The following is a 17,290-nucleotide window of genomic DNA, read 5'->3' as shown; positions in this document are numbered from 1 at the left end:
CACGCACAGGTACAGCTGAGGTTCAATACGCCCGACAACTGCTAGGCTCAGGTCCCTGCTGATCGTTCACGTTGTAACGACATATAACAAAAAAGAATATAACTTTTGTTTTAACAACTAACGGTACGGGTTAGGGTGTGCCACCTTTTGAATTCACCGATGGAGAGCGACCTTGCCTCTGCGTAGCACTTTCACGCGTTTCTTCCAGTTGGAAGCTGCCAGCGGACTGTTATTGATCGCCGCTGCTGCCCTGGCGTTGATCATCAACAATTCCCCGCTGTCGTGGCTTTACAGCAGTTTTCTCGACACTCCGGTCGTGGCGCAGGTCGGTGCGTTGCAAATCGCCAAACCGGCGCTGCTGTGGATCAACGACGGCCTGATGGCCCTGTTTTTCCTGTTGATCGGTCTGGAAGTGAAGCGCGAAGTCCTCGACGGTCAACTGTCGAAACCGTCGCAAATCGTCCTGCCCGGCGCGGCGGCGATTGGCGGCATGGTGGTTCCGGCGTTGATCTACTGGTTTCTGAACCGCGATGACCCGGCAGCCCTGGGTGGCTGGGCCATCCCGATGGCCACCGACATCGCCTTCGCCCTCGGCGTACTGGCCCTGTTGGGTAAGCGGGTACCGGTGTCGCTGAAACTTTTCCTGATGACGTTGGCGATTATTGACGACCTCGGCGCAATCATCGTCATTGCGATCTTCTACTCGGGTACGCTCTCGACCCTTTCGCTGTCCCTGGCCGCGACGTGCATCGTGGCACTGATCGCGATGAACCGGCTCGGGGTGGTCAAGCTCGGGCCGTACATGATCATCGGCCTGATTCTTTGGGTTTGCGTGCTCAAGAGCGGTGTCCACGCGACACTGGCCGGTGTGACCCTGGCCTTCTGCATTCCCCTGCGCACGAAAAACGCCGAACCTTCGCCGCTGCTGACCCTCGAACATGCCCTGCATCCATGGGTGGCCTACGGCATCCTGCCACTGTTCGCCTTCGCCAACGCCGGCCTGTCCCTGAGTGGCGTGACCGCCGAAAGCTTCACCCACCACGTACCGATGGGCATCGCAGTCGGTCTGCTGCTGGGCAAAACCCTCGGCGTCTTCGGCCTGACCTGGCTGGCCGTGAAAATCGGCATTGCCGCCCTGCCCCAAGGCGCCAACTGGGGCCAGGTAATGGGCGTGGCAATCCTCTGCGGCATTGGCTTCACCATGAGCCTGTTTGTCGGCTCCCTGGCGTTTGTGCCGGGTGCCAGTGAATACGCAGGGATGGACCGGATGGGGATTTTGACCGGTTCGATACTGGCAGCATTGATTGGTTATGCGGTGACGGCGGCGGCGAGTCGCAAGAGCGCCACTCTGCAATCCTGATAAACAGAGACAACTCTTAGCGTCATTCAAGACTCGTCCTACAGCCACGATCAGCCTCGTTCGTTAACGTCGCACAGCCCCTTTGTTGGGGGCTGTCGATGTTCGAACGCAAGGAAGATCAGTGGCTGGCAATAAGGACATTCCCCAGGTCAAGAACCCTCCGTCAGGCGACGGTCATCACGTCACTCACCGCTTTATGACGGCCACCGAACTGGCCGCGCGGGATGCCAGACAAAACGCTTACGACGCGATGCTCGCGAGGCAACACGCCTTCGAACGGAGTCGTGAGGTCGTCGCGAAAAAGCACGAACCCGTTCGCGCAGGATGCGTATTCGCCAAGTCCTGCAAGCTTCCCGACGCCATCATCGATTACTCGAATCCTTCGGGGATGGTGCCCACCGACAACCTCAAGGACTACGGAGAAGTCGCCTGGCTCGGTGCTCGCGAGGCAGACGATGCCGGGCTGCTGAATCTTGAAACCATCAGCGGCAGTACCGTCTCGCTCGGTATCGGCCGAATGGCTCTTCGCGCCCCGGCTATCGCTGTTCCCACCGCAGCACTCGGTGCTGCTGGAACCACCCTATTGGCCGGCCTGGTCGCGTTCTTCTGGACGCCGAGTCTCGGCGATAGCGCGCTCTATACCGAAGATCAGTTACGCGCCCTGAAACAGGCTCGAACTCGTGTTCGGCTAAGGGTCGAGCAACAAGCTGACGGCAGTCTCAAGGGATACGGTTTCTACACCGGCAAGAACCGTGATTGGGAAATGGTTGATGTCGTGCAGTTCAGCTTGCGCGGCAGTCAGCAGGTGGCGGATCTGGGGGATGGTGTTGAGCTGATCTGGACACCGGCTGTGGATGGTTCCGACATCCTTGGTATTCCAGCGCTGGAAGCAGCTCCGCAAGCGCCGCACATTTGGGTTTATCCGCCGACGAAAGCGGCGGATAGCATCATCGTGAATCCGGTTTACCCGCCGGAGTACAAGGATTTCATTCTTGTGTTTCCGCTGGGTTCAGGGGTAAATCCGGTTTATGTAGTGATGAGCATGCCGGGGGATCATAAGTACTACGATGATCCAGAAACCCTCCCAGGCTTCCCTGATGCACTCCCCGTAAAACCGAAGGTTTCAGTTCGAGGTGGAGGTAAAAAACGAGCCCGATGGCTAGACCGCAGAGGCCGTATATATGAATGGGATTCCAAAAGCGGTGCTGTAGAGCTTTACGATAAATTCGGAGTGCATTTGGGCGAATTCAATCACGTAACTGGCGAGCGAACTAAAAAGGCAAAGCCTGGTAGAAAAACCTCAAGAAACTGAAGAGAAAACTATGCGCTATCTATCCATCACCGGTTTTTACCCTGATGAAAAACAAGATGATTCATTGCAGTTCCAACTGACCATCAAAGACTATGAGATGAACCAGGCATTGGCTCAATTGACCGAGTCAAAAAAACTGGAAGAAATAGAGCCTGGAGAACTGGAACTGACAGGTGCTCAAATCCTACAGGTTGCAGAGCTATTAGAAATCGACTTCCCCGAGGGGCTGGAATATTTTATAGGCCCCCGCGCCGCGCAGTGACAATCCTTAACAAACAAAACCCCGACCAGTCACCTGATCGGGGTTTTCTTTTACCCGTATTCTCGCTTAGTGCGAAACGCGGCTCGTCCCATCAACAGTGGCAATCCGCACACGCTCGCCAACACGGAACACTTCATTTTCCTGAACCTGTTGCACGTAGGCGCGCATGCTGCCGTCGTCTTCGCGCACGGTGATTTCCACGCCCTGAGTGCGGGTCAGGCCTTCTTCGGCTGCAGAACCTGCCAGGCCACCGGCGACTGCGCCGATAACGGCAGCAACGATGCTGCCGCGACCGCCACCGATGGCGCTACCGCCGACACCGCCCACGACGGCGCCAGCTGCGCCGCCGATTGGGGTTTTGGTGCCTTCGATTTTGACCGGCCGCAGGGATTCGATGGTGCCCATGCGAACGGTCTGCACGCGACGCGCTTCGTCACGGGAGTAGGAGTCACCGGTCAGGCTCGATTGGCAGCCAGTGAGCAACATCGCCATCGTGGAAAAGGAAGCAACCAGCAGAACAGACTTACGCATAGCATCAACTCCAAAGGACAAGTATTCATTAAACTCCGCAGCTTGACGCCTGTCACGGCCTCGCCCGGATAAAATTGGTTTGATTCAGGCCCGGTACAGGCACCTCCACGAACTCACCACACAGTAGCGGCAAATTCCGGAATCTGCGCCGCTGCCCCAAGGATTGTCATGGATTACTTCATCATTGTCGTCACTACCGTTGCCGGATTGTATTTCCACTGGTGGCTATACGTGCGGATCAAACGCTGGATGGACCGCGATCTGGCGTTGTCACTGGCGGGTAAAGACGAGCAGAAAAAGGCGTTCATGCTCCAGCAACTGGCGAACGCTCAAGCGCAGAAGATCAAGCGCCGAGACCTGCCGCAGTGGCTTGAAGCCGCTGCGGCAGGCTATCCCGATCGGTAGACGGCTTAAGGTGCCAGACGTTCAAGAGTCCAGTCGGCGCCCTGAAAGCGGTAGTTGAGGCGATCGTGCAGGCGGCTCGGACGGCCTTGCCAGAACTCGATGCGCTCCGGTAACAAACGGTAACCACCCCAGTGCTCAGGGCAATGAGGTTGTGTGTCGCTGAAACGTTGCTCGGTGTTCTTGAGCAGCGCTTCCAGCTCGGCACGATCGGCGATCACCCGACTCTGGGGCGATGCCCAGGCACCGAGACGACTGCCCAGCGGCCGAACCTGGAAGTAGGCGTCGGACTCCTCGGGCGTAACCTTCACCACCCGCCCTTCGATGCGCACCTGACGCTCCAGGGCCGGCCAGAAAAAGGTCATGGCCGCGAACGGGTTCGCGGCCAGATGCTGGCCCTTGGCGCTGTCGTAGTTGGTGAAGAAGGTGAAACCCTGCTCGTCCAGCCCCTTGAGCAGCAGAATGCGGCAATGCGGCCGACCGTCCTGATCGACGGTGGCCAGGGTCATGGCGTTGGCTTCCACCGGCGCCTGCTCGGTTTTCACCGCGTCGGCGAACCACTGATGGAACAGCGCGAACGGCTCGGCCGGGGCTTGCGCCTCGGTCAGGCCATCACGGGTGTAGTCGCGACGCATATCAGCCAGGCCCTGGGTCATGGCGCATTCCTTTTGGTTAACGAATCACTTTTTTACAGTATCGGCGCTGTCGGCGACTTTTTTCGTGTCGGCAGCGGCTTTGGCCGGGGCAGTCTTTTTCGCCGGCGTTGCAGTTTTAGCCGGTGCCTTCTTGGCGGCGGCTTTCTTGGCCGGGGCTTTTTTCGCCGCAGGCACATCGGCTTTCTTCGCGGCTGGCGCCGGGGTGACCGGTTTGACTACTGGCTTGACGTCCTGGGCAGCGACCAATTTCACTGGCGCCGGGGCCGGCATGTTGTACTTGCTCAGCAACGCGACCATGGTGTTTTGCGGGGTCACCAGCAGTTCGACGCGACGGTTCAAGGCACGGCCTTCATTGCTGTCGTTGGCAGCACGCGGGGCTTCGCCACCCATACCGCGCAGCATCAGGCGATCACGCTGCAGACCGCTGAGACGGAAAATCGCTGCCACGGCCTGGGCACGCTCCTGGCTCAGTTTCACGTTGGCCGGTGCGGCACCCGACGTATCACTGTGGCCCAGAATCAGCACGGCAGTTTTCGGATCGACTTCAAGAATTTTCGCGACGCGGGTGAACGGGCCGAGGGTCACCGGCAGCAGCATGGCCGGACGGTCAGGGTTGAACGAGCCTTCTACCGGCGCAGTCACCACCAATACGTTTTCACGGCGTTCGAGTTGCAGGTTGCTGCCCTTGACCGCTTCGCGCAAGCGCGGCTCGTAGTCGTCGAGCCAGGCTTGGGTAACTTTAGGATCAGGCATCGGCACGGCTTTGGCAGTGCTTTGCTCTTTGCCGCCGAACGGCCACCACCAATTGCCACCTGCATCGGCCTTGGCCTTGGCCACCTCGACCGGTTTGGCTTCGGGCTTGGCTTCAGCTTTCACCTCTGGCTTCTTGTCGAGAACTTCATCGGAACCGAATGGCCAGTACCAAGGGTTGGAGCTTTCAGCCTTGGCCACCGGAGCGGTCGCGGCAGGCTTCAAAGGTGCCGGGACTGGGGTCGGAGCCGGAGCCGGGCCTTTAGCGGCGACTTTGTCGGAAGAGCCGAACGGCCACCAGCTGCTGCCATCCGAGTCACTTTGTGGAGTTTGTGCGCAACCGGTAATAGCGAAGCACAGAGCCAAAGCGAGGGTTTTATTGGAAGACATTGGATATCCACAAAATGAAGTAATTAACTATCAGGCCGGATTGACCCGGATAAACAGACGCTTGGAAATCAAAAAGGCCTTGGGGTTCCGGCCCTGGAACCCCTGAGCGCGTTTTACAGACAAGTGGCCAGTGCTCGCACAAGCTTTTGTGCGCGCGGATCCATCAAGACGTACGGTCCCAAGGTATTTGTCACAAAGCCGAAGGCCACATCGTGTTCCGGGTCAGCAAAGCCGGTGGAACCGCCCGCCCCTGGATGACCGAACGCACGAGGGCCGAGGCCGTAGGTGGCGTTGGGGACGTCCGGTTGATCGAGCATGCAACCCAGGCCGAAACGGGTCCGGGTCAGTAAAGTCTTGTCCTCGCCGAGGCTGTGCTCGCGGGTCAGTTCCTCGAGCATTTCGCTTTCCAGCAAGCTGCCATCGAGCAGACCGGCATAGAACCCGGCCAGGCTGCGGGCATTGCCGTGGCCATTGGCGGCCGGCTGCTGCATGCGTCGCCACTCGGGTTTGTTGGTGCTGGTCATGATCGACGGCGGGTTCGTGAACGCCCTCGTGGTCATGGCCGTCGGCTCGCGCAGGGTCACTTGCAGCAAGCGCTGGGCGGCGGCATCGCCGACATTGCCCTTGCCACGGGCGATGTGCGCCACGCGATGGAACTCTTGATCCGCCAGGCCGACGTGAAAGTCCAGGCCCAAAGGCTTCGCGACTCGCGCCACGATGGCCTCACCCGGCCCACGACCGTCGGCACGCCGCAGCAACTCACCGATCAGCCAGCCGTAGGTGATAGCCGCATAACCGTGACCATTTCCCGGCGTCCACCACGGTTCTTCGGCGGCCAGGGCGTCAACCATGGTTTGCCAGTCGTAAAGGGCTTCCGGGGCCAATAGCTCACGCAGCGCCGGCAGACCGGCCTGATGGCAGAGCAATTGACGCAAGGTAACGGACTCTTTGCCGGCGGCGGCGAACTCGGGCCAGTAGCGGGCAACCGGGGCATCCAGTTGCAGCTTGCCTTCGGCTACCAGTTGCAGGGCGGTCACCGCGGTAAAGGTCTTGGTGCAGGAGAACAGATTGGCGATGGTGTCGCTGTGCCAGGCTTCGGTGCCGTCCTTGTCCGCGCTGCCGGCCCAAAGGTCGACCACGGTTTCACCGCCGATCTTGATGCACAACGCTGCACCCCGTTCCTGAGGATCGTCGAACAGCGCCGCGAAAGCTTCACGCACCGCTTCGAACTTCAGCTCGTAAAAACCCTGAATCTGCACCCGCAACTCCCCGGATATAAAGCTCTACAAAGTGGCCCGCATTGTTCCAGCCCTAGAGGGTTTTGGGAACTGTTGCAGGCTGGGCGGTCGGTTGCCCATGGATTGGATCAGAATTTTATGGTGCCTTGGCGGGCGCCATCGCGAGCAGGCTCACTCCCACAGGGTTCACGCTGGACCCCTGTGGGAGCGAGCCTGCTCGCGAAGAACGATAACGCGGTCTAACAGGACTCAGTGGCCATTGCCGGAATGCCCACCCGCATGGCCAGCGCCCTGCCCTGCGCCTTTGCCAGCCTCGCCTTTTCTGCCGCCCTGAGCTGCTTGCCCGGCTTTATCCGCCTCAGTCTTGGCCTTCTCGGCCTCTTTACCGAGCTGATCGACGGTCTGCAAATTGCTCTTGCGCACGGTATCGACGAAACCCTGGAACGGCAGATCGGTAATGCCCACCAGCCCGAAGTGACCGTTCTCGCCATCCAGCAGACGACCGCTAACCGGTTGGTCAAGGTATTGGAACCAGTGAACGCCGACGATCGACGGTTCGCTCATCGCCTGTTTGAGGAAATTGGCGTAAGCGGGCCCACGGTCTTCTTCCTTGGGCAATTGCGTCACACCGCCCCAGAACGGGCCACGATCGGCCGAGCCGAAGTTAAACTCGGTGATCAGCACCGGTTTGTCCAGGCTGCGCAGCTTGGCGAAGTCGTAACCGTCCTGCGGTTGCAGGGTGTACATGTTGAAGCTCAGCACGTCGCAATACTGAGCGCAGGACTCAACTGCTTCGGGGGTGCTGATGGCAAACCGGCCGCCCAGCAACAGCTGATTCGGCGAGTGCCACTTGAGCGAGTCGGAAATGGTCTTGAAGTAAGTGTCGGCGAAGACCTTCTGGAAGTATTTGAAGTCGGCTTCGATTTCCGGGTGCTCGGCACTTGGCAGCGGCGCTTCGAAGCCCGGATCTTCCATCAATTCCCAGGCTGGCAGGTCAATGCCCCAGGCTTTCGACAGGCCTGCCTGGTTGCGGTACTTGTCGCGTAATTGCTTGAGGAACGCGCGTTTGGCCGGCACGTCGGTGGTCGTTTTCAAGGTGCTGTAGGCCAGGGCGTAACGGGCTTTCGGGTCGTCGCCGGGACCGGCCCAGGCCAGTTCGTTGTCGGCGAAGTAACCGATCAGCCATGGATCATCGCGATGGTCGCGCGCGGCGATGGCCACGGCACGTTCGGTGGCCATGGCGAAACGCGGGTCGAACGGATCGGGCATGCCGCCCCACCAGTCGGTGCCGGTGCTGATGCTGGCGTAATCGCCGACGATCGACAGCGGCAAGGTGTACGGCACGCGATCAGCGTTGGCCAGCGCCGGGGCGCTCCAGTTGCCGATAGTGTTGAAGCCCCAGGCTTGCAGGCGATCAAGGGTGTGGCTGGCCCAGCGCTGTTCATCAACCGCCGCTTTGCAGGGTTCGGCAGGCGTTTGCTCAGCTGCTTTCGCGGCGGTCGCTTCAACAGCGCCGGTCTTGGCGGCTTCGGCGACACCGGATTCGGCCGTCGAAGGAACGACCGGTTGCTCAGCAGCCTTCTCCACCGTTGCCGCAACCGCGTCAGCCTTGGCCGCTTCGGCGACACCGGCCTTGGTGTCGCTGGTCACCACACACGGCGGACCATACAGACGCTGCAAGTTGGCGCCATAGAAGTCGTACCAGCGACCGGCATTGTAGCCTCGGCCCTGATCGACGCCGTTGCCGCCACGGTTATCGCCTTCACCATAATGGCTAGCCAGCGGCTCGTCCGGTTTGGGCAGGGACTCGAACATCCACTCGCGGCCGGCGACGTAGGTCTGGTCGACATCCGGGGTGATGGTGTTGACCCCGAGCGAATAGAACGGATGGCCTTCCGGGGTCACCAGGTACCAGCGACCGTCGCGCTTCTCCGTGCGAAAAAAACCGCTGGCCTTGAATGACGGGCCTTTGTTCCAGCCACCAAACTTGTCCAGGGAGGACTTCTCGCGCTCGGCCAGCCAGGTTTTCAGTTGCTGATGTTCCTTGGCGGCCGCGCTTTTCAGTTGCTCGTCGCTGCTGACTTTCTCTGGCCATTTGGTTCGGGTCGACTGACCGTAAGCATCTACAAGCCCGCCGAAAGCCGCTTGGGTAACCGCATCGCCGTCCTGCACGCCAAAGCGTTCCAGCAGGATGCTCTGGGCGACTTTCGGCTGATCCATCGACAAGGTCACCGACACTACCTGGCTGCGCTCCAGCTCACCGGCGCTGCTGGCCAGCAATACGCGTTGGCCATCGAACGTCATCGGCATTGGCGGGCCGGCTTTCAGGCCAAGACTCAATGGCGTAAAGGGCTGCAGCGGCACCAACAAGGTTTGCGCAGGGCCGGCCGGCAAGTCGACGCGGCTGACCAGCGTCTTGCCATCGTTGCTCTGGATTTTCACGTACAGGGTCACGGCCCAGTCCATTGCGCTCTGAATCCGCAAGCTCATGAAGCCCGACTGCGACCAGTCCCAGGCGCCCGTCTGCGGGGTCAGACGCAAGGTCGGTTGTGCCACAGGGTTGAACGTCACCCGACGCAGCACTTCGCCTTCGGCCGTTTGCTCGGCGTTGGATTGCGGCAGGCTGGCGTCCTGAGTCGCCACCTGGACCACATCGGCGGGGCGCACAAAGTTGAACAGCGTCTGTTGGCCGGCAGGAGCCGCCAGCAAAGGGGCTGCGAACATCAGAGCGAATACAGCGGGCAACGAACGGCGAATCATGAGAACGAAATTCTCCCTAACGACCAACAATGGCCAGTGGAAAAGCGATGGTAGAGAGATAGACAACGGGTTGGGCAAAATTGCCCAGCCCTGTATCAGGAAATTTCACGTCGGAAGGGTGGCAACGCATTGAGGATTGCCTTGCCGTAACGCTGGGTGACCAGGCGTCGATCGAGCAAGGTGATGGTGCCGCGGTCTTCTTCGGTACGCAGCAAGCGACCGCAGGCCTGGACCAGCTTCAGCGAAGCATCCGGCACGGAGATTTCCATGAACGGATTGCCACCCCGAGCCTCGATCCACTCGGCCAGGGCCGCTTCGACGGGATCATCGGGCACCGAGAATGGAATCTTCGCGATCACCACGTGCTCGCAGTACGCACCCGGCAAATCCACCCCTTCGGCAAAACTCGCCAGGCCGAACAACACACTGGAATCGCCGCCATCGACCCGCGCCTTGTGCTTGTTCAGGGTTTCCTGTTTCGACAGGTTGCCTTGAATGAACACTTGCTTGCGCCAGTCGCGGTCGAGGCCGTCGAACACGTCCTGCATCTGTTTGCGCGAGGAAAACAGCACCAGGGTGCCGCGCGAACCTTCCACCAAGGCCGGCAAGTCGCGAATGATCGCTGCGGTATGGGCCGGCGCATCACGCGGATCGGCCTTCAGGTCCGGCACCCGCAGCACACCAGCGTCGGCGTGATGAAACGGGCTCGGAACCACCGCGGTCACGGCTTTTTTCGGCAGACCGGCGCGCATGCGGAAGCGATCGAAAGTGCCGAGCGCGGTCAGGGTCGCGGAGGTCACCAGAGCGCCGTAAGCCACGTTCCACAAATTGCGACGGAGCATTTCCGCCGCGAGGATCGGGCTGGCGTTGACCTCGATGTCGAACAGCGAGCCGCTTTCGGCCAGGGTCAACCAGCGGGCCATCGGCGGGTTGTCTTCCGGGTCTTCAGCGGTGAACGCGACCCACAACTCCCAGTTGCCCGAAGAACGGGACAACAGGCTGCCAAACAGCGGATACCACTCTTCGGCCTGGTTGCTGGCGATGCCGATGTTGACCTCGCCGTCCATGCCTTCCTTGAGCAGTTCGGTGAGACGGGTAAACAGATCGGTCAGACGGGCAAAACCCTTCTTCAGCTCGACACCCATTTCGCGCATGTGCTCGGGAATCACCCCACCGACGAAGCGATGACGCGGCCGCTCGCGACCTTCGACGTCTTCACCCGGTTTAAAATCGGCGACCTGCTCGCAGGCGCTGAACATGAATTGCTGCTGGGTCTTGATCTCCCGCGCGAGTTCCGGCACCTGCTCGATCAACTTGCCCAGGTCGCCCGGCAGCGGATGTTGAGCCAGCAATTTGGTGAGGTTCTTGGCGGTGGTTTCCAGCCAGTCGGCGGTGGAACGCAGACGCGTGTAATGAGCGAAATGGCCGATGGCCTTGTCCGGCAGGTGGTGGCCTTCGTCGAACACGTAGATGGTGTCGCGCGGGTCCGGCAACACGGCGCCGCCGCCCAGTGCCAGATCGGCCAGTACCATGTCGTGGTTGGTGACGATGACGTCGACCTTGCCCATGCCTTCCCGGGCCTTGTAGAAGGCGCACTGGCCGAAGTTCGGGCAATGGCGGTTGGTGCACTGGCTGTGATCGGTGGTCAGTCGCGCCCAGTCGGCGTCTTCCAGGGCAGTGGACCAGCTGTCACGGTCGCCATCCCACTTATTGCCGGCGAGTTTCTCGATCATGCTGGTGAACAGCTTCTGACTGGCCTCGTCGACCTCGATCTTGAAACCTTCTTCTTCAAACAGCTGCGCCGTGGCGGTTTGTGCGTGACCTTCCTGGAGCAACATGTCGAGCTTGGACAGGCACATGTAGCGCCCGCGCCCCTTGGCCAGGGCAAAGCTGAAATTCAGCCCGCTGTTGCGCATCAGGTCGGGCAAATCCTTGTAGACGATCTGCTCTTGCAGGGCCACGGTGGCCGTGGCAATCACCAGGCGTTTGCCGGCGGCCTTGGCCGTGGGGATGGCGGCCAGGCTGTAGGCCACGGTTTTGCCGGTACCGGTGCCGGCTTCCACCGCGACGATCGCGGGGTCGCCACTGCGCCGGCCTTCGTCGTCGGTGTCGATGTCACCGAGGACCTTGGCAATTTCGGCGATCATCAGGCGTTGGCCGTAGCGCGGCTTGAGGCTCTTGGCTTCGAGAAAACGCGAGTAGGCGCCCTGGATCGTGGTTTTGAGTTCAGTGCTGATCATGGATTGTCGGGCGCAAAAAACGCTGGATAAATTTTCAGTGGTTCGGTTCGGCGGCTATCATACCGCGCTAATTAATCCCGCGCAGAACGGAGTACCTCAATGACACCTTTTGGCATCCTTTACACCCTGCATGTCCTGTCAGCCCTGATCTGGGTTGGCGGCATGTTTTTCGCGTGGATGGTCTTGCGCCCCGCGGCGATGAAGGCACTTGAAGGCCCTGCCCGGTTGAAGCTGTGGGTAGAAGTGTTTCAAGGTTTTTTCCGCTGGGTCTGGGTCGCGGTGGTGCTGTTGCCGATCAGCGGTGTGGGCATGATTCATTTGCAGTTCAGCGGTTTTGAAGCGGCACCGCGGTATGTGCAGGTGATGATGGGGTTGTACGTGGTGATGACGGCGCTGTTTATCCGGATTCAGGCGTTGTTGTTGCCAGAGTTGCGCACGGCAGTGACGGCGCAGGATTGGCCGACCGGGGCGGCGACGCTTGGGAAAATTCGCAAGTTGGTGGGGATTAATCTGATTGTCGGGTTGGTGTTGGTGGCGATTGCTGCGGCGCGGCCGATGTTCTAAAGCCTCACAGCTTTTGTGGCGAGGGGGACTTTGTGGTGAGGGGATTTAGCGAAACGTCGCACCGCCCCGTCGGGCTGCGAAGCGGCCCCAATCCAGACTCCGCGCAGCCTGATTTTACGACTGCTTCGCAGCCGAACGGGGATAAATCCCCTCGCCACAAAGCTTCCTCACCACAGGGGAGCTCAGTCGTTCTTACAGACGCTGAACGGTCACCGAACCTGCCGCACCGGCAGGCCCCGGCTGACCGTCAGCGCCAGGGCGGCCGTTCTTGCCGCCATCGGCCTTGTAAACGAAACAGCCCTTGGCCTTGCCACCTGCGCCCGGTTTACCGCCAGGCCCGGCCACACCGCCGTCACCCCCGGCCACCTGAACCTTGATCAGCTCCGCCGGGTAATCGCGTGGCACTTCCAGACGAACCAGTGCACCCGGCGCGCCGGGCTGACCGTCGCTACCATCACTACCATCGGCACCACGACCGGCCTGGCCCCAGGTACAACCCGGTGCCTGACCGTTGGCCCCATCGAGACCGACGAAACCCGGTGCGCCCGCACCGCCACGAGCGTCCACCCACAATTGCGGCGCACTCAATGCCTTGATCTGCAAGTTCAGGTTACGCCCGGAGCGGGCTGCCTTGAGGTAAGTCCCCGGCGCACCGCGTGCCGTGATCTGGCTGCCTTCCGACAATTGCGCACGACTGACCTTCAGCTCAAGCGGCTGTTCGCCGGGTACGATGGCGATCCGCGCTTCACGACCCAGACGCAATTCACCGACAGATACCTCCGTCACATTCGAGGGAATCAATAACGTGCCGTAGTCGGCCACTTCCAGGCGTTCCAGCTGCAAGGTGCTGGCGGTGTTGGGCAAACGCATCAGCGAGTTGGTTTCGACGCTCACCACCTGGGCGCAGGCCAATGGGCTGATGAGTGCAGCGAGCAGACAGAGTTTACGCATGGGAAGCCTTAGGAGCGGTCGGAGCCGGGAGGGTTTGCAGGTGGAAAACGCCGAAAAAGAGGATATTCAGGCGATCAAGCCAAGGGTGAGCGCGACCTCTGAGGCTGCGGAAACAGAACACCGCCTCAAGAAGATGAAGGCAGGCCAGCAGGCCGCCGGCCAGATCGACCAGCAGATGCAGAGGTTTGACAAACGGCATGAGCTGATTGGCCAGCACCACCAGCCAGAACAGCAGGGTCAACAACTTCCCCAGCCCCCAAAACACGTTCATACGCTCCCCCGCTGAGAATTATTCTTTGCGCGCACAGTACCGGCTTACACGCGGGTTAAGCCAGAGGGCAACGGAAAATTCTTCATGAAGGCCGCCGAATGGCCGCCGGACCGACTTCAATTGTGGCCCGACGGCTCTATCACGGGGCTCAGCGATTGATGTGCAACTCCACCCGACGGTTTTTCGCCCGTCCTTCTTCCGTTTCGTTATCGGCCACCGGCTGACTTTGGCCCTTGCCCTCGCTGGTGAGCTTGTTCGGCGCCAGGCCCTGGCTCAACAGGTAGGCCGCCACGCTACTGGCGCGGCGTTCCGAGAGTGCCTGGTTATAGCTGTCCGAGCCGACGTTGTCGGTATGACCGACCACCTTGACGCTCACCACATCGGCGCTTTGCAGTTTGGGCATCAGCGAATCCAGCTTGCTCTGCGCGGCCGGGGTCAGTTCGGATTGATTGAAGGCAAACAGCACATCGCCCGCGTCGTTCAGGGTGATGACCTCCGATTGCGCAGGTTCAGGTTTCACGCTGGCCGGGTACTGCGGCAATGGGCAACCATGATGTTCGACGGGAGTATTGGCGGGCGTATCAGGGCAGCGATCACGTCGATCGAAGACTCCATCATCGTCTTCGTCGCCATCCTGGGCATAACAGATCAAGCCACCGGTCAAGATACCAAGCGCCGCGCCACCGGCCGCCCAACCGCCATTTTGGAGAGCGCCCAGACCGCCACCGACCAGGCCGCCGATAACGCTGCAGATTGGCCAGGTTCGTTGATTGAGGGGGGCGGTGCCATCGCTGTGAGTAGCGCAACCGGTCAACAGGCTGCCCAGCAGCACAACCGGCAAGACGGTCCGTGTGAGAACACTCATGGTGAAAGCTCCTGTGTTACCGGCCAATGCCGGTCACACAGGAGTAAAGACGCGCATCCGCGACTGCACAAGCCGCGGAGTACGAGAGGTTAGCGGTTGATTTTGATTTCCGTGCGACGGTTCAACGCGCGGCCGTCAGCGGTTTTGTTATCGGCAACCGGCTGGCTTTCCCCGGCACCGGTCACAGACACGAATTCGCTGCGGGGTACGCCCTGGGAAATCAGGTATTCAACCACCGAGTGCGCACGACGATCCGACAGTTTCTGGTTATAGGTATCGCTGCCCACGCTGTCGGTGTGGCCGGTTACGGTCAACTGGGTGGTGCTCGATTCCTGCTTCAGGCGAGTGGCGATTGTGTTGAGTACCTCTTTATCGGAAGGGGTCAGGGTGGCCTTGTCAAACTGGAAGTGAACATCGCGAATGACGATGACTTCTTCTTTAACCACAGCCTTTTCTTCGACCACTGGCGCAGGCACCGGTGGAGGGCAACCGTCGGCATCGACCCGCACGCCTCGAGGTGTTCCCGGGCACTTGTCGCGGCTATCCGGCACGCCATCGCCGTCTTCGTCGCCATCACCGTGAACCCAGCAATAGGCCGCAGCCGTGCCGCCGACAAGCAGCGCGCCATACCCCGCCCATGCCGAGCTCTCGGTCGCGCCGAGACCGGCACCCACGACGCCACCGACCGCCGCACAGGTCGGCCAGTCGGTTTTCTGCAAACCTGCGCAACCAGTCAACACACTGGTTAGCAGAACCAAGGGTAATGCTGTGCGAACTATGCTCATCTAGTTTTCTCCTGAGGGGATCGGCTTAAAACCGATTTCAGGTAGTAAAGACCCGAGTTTTAATCTCCGCCAGCAATAGGCCATTGCAGTTTTATCCTGTGTTCACGGTAGATCGACGCTTTTGCGACAAACCACCTCTAGGCCCGGCCCTTTGAGCAGGCTAGTCTTGGCAGCTCTGATTGAGGATCTTCGATGATTGCAGGTATTTCTTCGCGCACGCCCCAGCAGGCGTTGGCCGCTTTGCTTGATCGTTACGCCCCCGCGCGCCTGTTGCTGATTGGCGCCAGCGAGTTCCCCGCGCTCGAGGCCTTCAAGCTGGCGCACCCGGAAACATGTGTGGCCCATGCGGCACCCGGGGTGTTGCCGGCCGAACTGGCGGCGCGCCGGTTTGACCTGGCGCTGGTGGTCGATTGCCTCGAACACTTGCCCAAACGCGAGGGCCTGAACCTGCTGGGCGGGATCCGTAACCTCAACGCCAGTCGCATCGCGGTGCTGGCGGACTTGCCGGCCAGCGGCTGGCAGGAAACCGATTTTTTCTCCCTGGCCCTGCAAGCCAGCGAACGCTTCCAGCGCGACGATCAAGTGCTGACCCTGTTCACCTATGATCTGCTTGACTACAAACAAGTCCCCGACTGGCTCAACTCACGGTTCTGGGCCAATCCGGAAAACTTCGGGAAATATTGGTGGTAACGCGATGAGTACATCCATTTGCCCCTGCGGTAGCGGCATCCCGCTTGATGCCTGCTGCGGCCATTACCATGCCGGCCATCCGGCGCCGTGTGCCGAAGCCTTGATGCGTTCGCGCTATAGCGCCTACGTACTGGGGCTGATCGATTATCTGGTGGCGACCACCCTGCCCGCACAACAGGCAGGCCTGGATCGGCAGTCCATCCGCGACTGGAGCGCCCAAAGCACCTGGCTGGGCCTTGAACTAGAAAGCTCCGAGGTCTTGGGCGGTCAGCCGGAACATGCCTTCGTGACATTTACCGCGCGCTGGCACGACGGCAGCGGTGAACACAGCCACCGCGAACGCTCGTCGTTCGTGCAGAACGCCGGCCACTGGTACTTCATCGACCCCACCGTACAACTCAAGGCCGGGCGCAATGATGCGTGCCCTTGCGCCAGCGGACAAAAGTTCAAGAAGTGTTGTGCGGGTTATTTCAGCAGTTGAGGTAATCGCAAGAGACTAGACTGGGCATCAAAGGGAGTCACTCCATGCTCAGTCAGCGGCGCGTCTTACAGATGCTCACCTTGTTCCTTTTTCTGGGGCTTGGCGGTTGTGTGTCCTGGTTCAGCGATGATGAACCGGAACCGCAGGTGCATCTGGTCAAGGTCGAAGTGGTCCAGGCCAAATTGATGCAGCAAAAATTCTTGCTGCACTTTCGCGTCGACAACCCCAACGACAGTGACCTGACGGTGCGAGGCATCGAGTACCGCATTCACTTGGGCGACATGTTGCTGACCGAAGGCGAGCACGAACATTGGTTTACGGTCGGCCCCAAACACAGTACCTACTTTAAAGTGCCGATCCGCACCAACCTGTGGCCCAAGGTGCGGGATCTGGTGAAACTGCTGAAAAAACCCGACCAGCCCATTCCCTATCGTCTGGAAGGTGAACTGGAAACCGGTTTATTCATCGCGCACTACGTGCACCTGGCGCGCAATGGCGTGATAATCCCCGCCGATTTAATTCCGGAGCAAAACCGATGACCCAGCAACCCCATGTCCATGGCCCTGACTGCAACCACGATCATGACCATCACGACCACCATGATCACGACCATGGCCATGTCCACGGCCCGAACTGCGGCCACGCCCACCAGGAACCGGTGCGCAACGCCCTGAAAGACGTCGGCCGCAATGACCCTTGCCCCTGCGGCAACGGCAAGAAATTCAAGAAGTGCCACGGCGCTTGATGCTTCGGGCGAAGAACTTCTTCGCCTGTTGAATCGC

General features: G+C 60.2%; 19 protein-coding genes. 9 read left to right on the top strand and 10 right to left on the bottom strand.

Annotation, left to right across the window (positions count from 1 at the left end):
• Window positions 1–172 precede the first annotated feature (172 nt).
• The 3 genes from nhaA (at window position 173) to IB252_RS01955 (ending at window position 2,934) form a co-directional block, all read left to right on the top strand.
• Window positions 173–1,360 (top strand): Na+/H+ antiporter NhaA, encoded by a 1,188-nt coding sequence (nhaA, locus tag IB252_RS01965; protein ID WP_192406505.1) that lies wholly within the window; start codon window positions 173–175, stop codon window positions 1,358–1,360.
• 121 nt (window positions 1,361–1,481) lie between these two features.
• Entirely contained in the window at window positions 1,482–2,672 is a 1,191-nt protein-coding gene (locus IB252_RS01960; protein ID WP_192406503.1) for an S-type pyocin domain-containing protein, read from the top strand.
• 10 nt (window positions 2,673–2,682) lie between these two features.
• On the top strand, window positions 2,683–2,934 hold the full coding sequence (locus IB252_RS01955) for a pyocin S6 family toxin immunity protein (protein WP_192406501.1): 252 nt from the start codon (window positions 2,683–2,685) through the stop codon (window positions 2,932–2,934).
• A 66-nt stretch (window positions 2,935–3,000) separates the two neighbouring features.
• On the opposite strand, the gene IB252_RS01950 is transcribed toward IB252_RS01955, so the two are convergent.
• Window positions 3,001–3,465 (bottom strand): glycine zipper 2TM domain-containing protein, encoded by a 465-nt coding sequence (locus tag IB252_RS01950; RefSeq protein WP_056739294.1) that lies wholly within the window; start codon window positions 3,463–3,465, stop codon window positions 3,001–3,003.
• A 168-nt stretch (window positions 3,466–3,633) separates the two neighbouring features.
• Here IB252_RS01950 and IB252_RS01945 point away from each other — a divergent pair, with 168 nt between their 5' ends.
• Window positions 3,634–3,870: a hypothetical protein gene (locus IB252_RS01945; RefSeq protein WP_192406499.1), complete on the top strand. Its 237-nt coding sequence runs from the start codon at window positions 3,634–3,636 to the stop codon at window positions 3,868–3,870.
• Between the two features lie 5 nt (window positions 3,871–3,875).
• On the opposite strand, the gene pdxH is transcribed toward IB252_RS01945, so the two are convergent.
• From pdxH to dinG, 5 genes are all read right to left on the bottom strand, one after another.
• Window positions 3,876–4,523, bottom strand: a complete 648-nt coding sequence (gene pdxH / locus IB252_RS01940; protein ID WP_111450948.1) for a pyridoxamine 5'-phosphate oxidase — start codon at window positions 4,521–4,523, stop codon at window positions 3,876–3,878.
• Between the two features lie 24 nt (window positions 4,524–4,547).
• Window positions 4,548–5,663, bottom strand: a complete 1,116-nt coding sequence (locus tag IB252_RS01935; RefSeq protein ID WP_192406497.1) for an OmpA family protein — start codon at window positions 5,661–5,663, stop codon at window positions 4,548–4,550.
• A 113-nt stretch (window positions 5,664–5,776) separates the two neighbouring features.
• The gene (locus IB252_RS01930; protein WP_192406495.1) at window positions 5,777–6,922 is read right to left on the bottom strand and encodes a serine hydrolase domain-containing protein; all 1,146 of its coding nucleotides are present in this window, start codon (window positions 6,920–6,922) and stop codon (window positions 5,777–5,779) included.
• A gap of 228 nt (window positions 6,923–7,150) precedes the next feature.
• Window positions 7,151–9,661 carry a beta-galactosidase gene (locus tag IB252_RS01925; protein ID WP_192406493.1) on the bottom strand — a complete coding sequence of 837 codons (2,511 nt, stop codon included), beginning with the start codon at window positions 9,659–9,661 and terminating at the stop codon, window positions 7,151–7,153.
• Between the two features lie 95 nt (window positions 9,662–9,756).
• Window positions 9,757–11,901, bottom strand: coding sequence for an ATP-dependent DNA helicase DinG (gene dinG, locus IB252_RS01920; RefSeq protein WP_008153901.1), 2,145 nt, complete (start codon window positions 11,899–11,901; stop codon window positions 9,757–9,759).
• A gap of 99 nt (window positions 11,902–12,000) precedes the next feature.
• Here dinG and IB252_RS01915 point away from each other — a divergent pair, with 99 nt between their 5' ends.
• Window positions 12,001–12,465: a CopD family protein gene (locus IB252_RS01915; RefSeq protein WP_192406491.1), complete on the top strand. Its 465-nt coding sequence runs from the start codon at window positions 12,001–12,003 to the stop codon at window positions 12,463–12,465.
• Between the two features lie 192 nt (window positions 12,466–12,657).
• Here IB252_RS01915 and IB252_RS01910 read toward each other — a convergent pair whose 3' ends face one another.
• The 4 genes from IB252_RS01910 to IB252_RS01895 all read right to left on the bottom strand — a co-directional run bounded on the left by IB252_RS01910 (window position 12,658) and on the right by IB252_RS01895 (window position 15,337).
• Window positions 12,658–13,416, bottom strand: a complete 759-nt coding sequence (locus tag IB252_RS01910) for a collagen-like protein (RefSeq protein ID WP_192406489.1) — start codon at window positions 13,414–13,416, stop codon at window positions 12,658–12,660.
• On the bottom strand, window positions 13,409–13,687 hold the full coding sequence (locus tag IB252_RS01905; RefSeq protein ID WP_192406487.1) for a DUF1145 domain-containing protein: 279 nt from the start codon (window positions 13,685–13,687) through the stop codon (window positions 13,409–13,411). The genes IB252_RS01910 and IB252_RS01905 overlap by 8 nt, the downstream gene beginning before the upstream one ends.
• Before the next feature lie 148 nt (window positions 13,688–13,835).
• Window positions 13,836–14,552 carry an OmpA family protein gene (locus IB252_RS01900; RefSeq protein WP_192406485.1) on the bottom strand — a complete coding sequence of 239 codons (717 nt, stop codon included), beginning with the start codon at window positions 14,550–14,552 and terminating at the stop codon, window positions 13,836–13,838.
• An 89-nt stretch (window positions 14,553–14,641) separates the two neighbouring features.
• On the bottom strand, window positions 14,642–15,337 hold the full coding sequence (locus tag IB252_RS01895) for an OmpA family protein (RefSeq protein ID WP_123365910.1): 696 nt from the start codon (window positions 15,335–15,337) through the stop codon (window positions 14,642–14,644).
• A 192-nt stretch (window positions 15,338–15,529) separates the two neighbouring features.
• Between IB252_RS01895 and IB252_RS01890 the strand changes: the two genes are divergently transcribed.
• The 4 genes from IB252_RS01890 to IB252_RS01875 are packed head-to-tail and all read left to right on the top strand — an operon-like array spanning window position 15,530 to window position 17,253.
• Window positions 15,530–16,027 carry a DUF6231 family protein gene (locus tag IB252_RS01890; protein ID WP_111450958.1) on the top strand — a complete coding sequence of 166 codons (498 nt, stop codon included), beginning with the start codon at window positions 15,530–15,532 and terminating at the stop codon, window positions 16,025–16,027.
• Window positions 16,028–16,031: 4 nt separating this feature from the next.
• Window positions 16,032–16,508, top strand: a complete 477-nt coding sequence (locus tag IB252_RS01885) for a YchJ family protein (RefSeq protein ID WP_192406483.1) — start codon at window positions 16,032–16,034, stop codon at window positions 16,506–16,508.
• Window positions 16,509–16,552: 44 nt separating this feature from the next.
• Window positions 16,553–17,047: an LEA type 2 family protein gene (locus tag IB252_RS01880; protein ID WP_192406481.1), complete on the top strand. Its 495-nt coding sequence runs from the start codon at window positions 16,553–16,555 to the stop codon at window positions 17,045–17,047.
• Entirely contained in the window at window positions 17,044–17,253 is a 210-nt protein-coding gene (locus IB252_RS01875) for an SEC-C metal-binding domain-containing protein (RefSeq protein WP_007906737.1), read from the top strand. The genes IB252_RS01880 and IB252_RS01875 overlap by 4 nt, the downstream gene beginning before the upstream one ends.
• Window positions 17,254–17,290: the final 37 nt, after the last annotated feature.

Source organism: Pseudomonas sp. PDM10 (assembly GCF_014852295.1).
Taxonomy (GTDB): domain Bacteria; phylum Pseudomonadota; class Gammaproteobacteria; order Pseudomonadales; family Pseudomonadaceae; genus Aquipseudomonas.
This window is presented reverse-complemented; position numbering and strand designations above follow the sequence as displayed.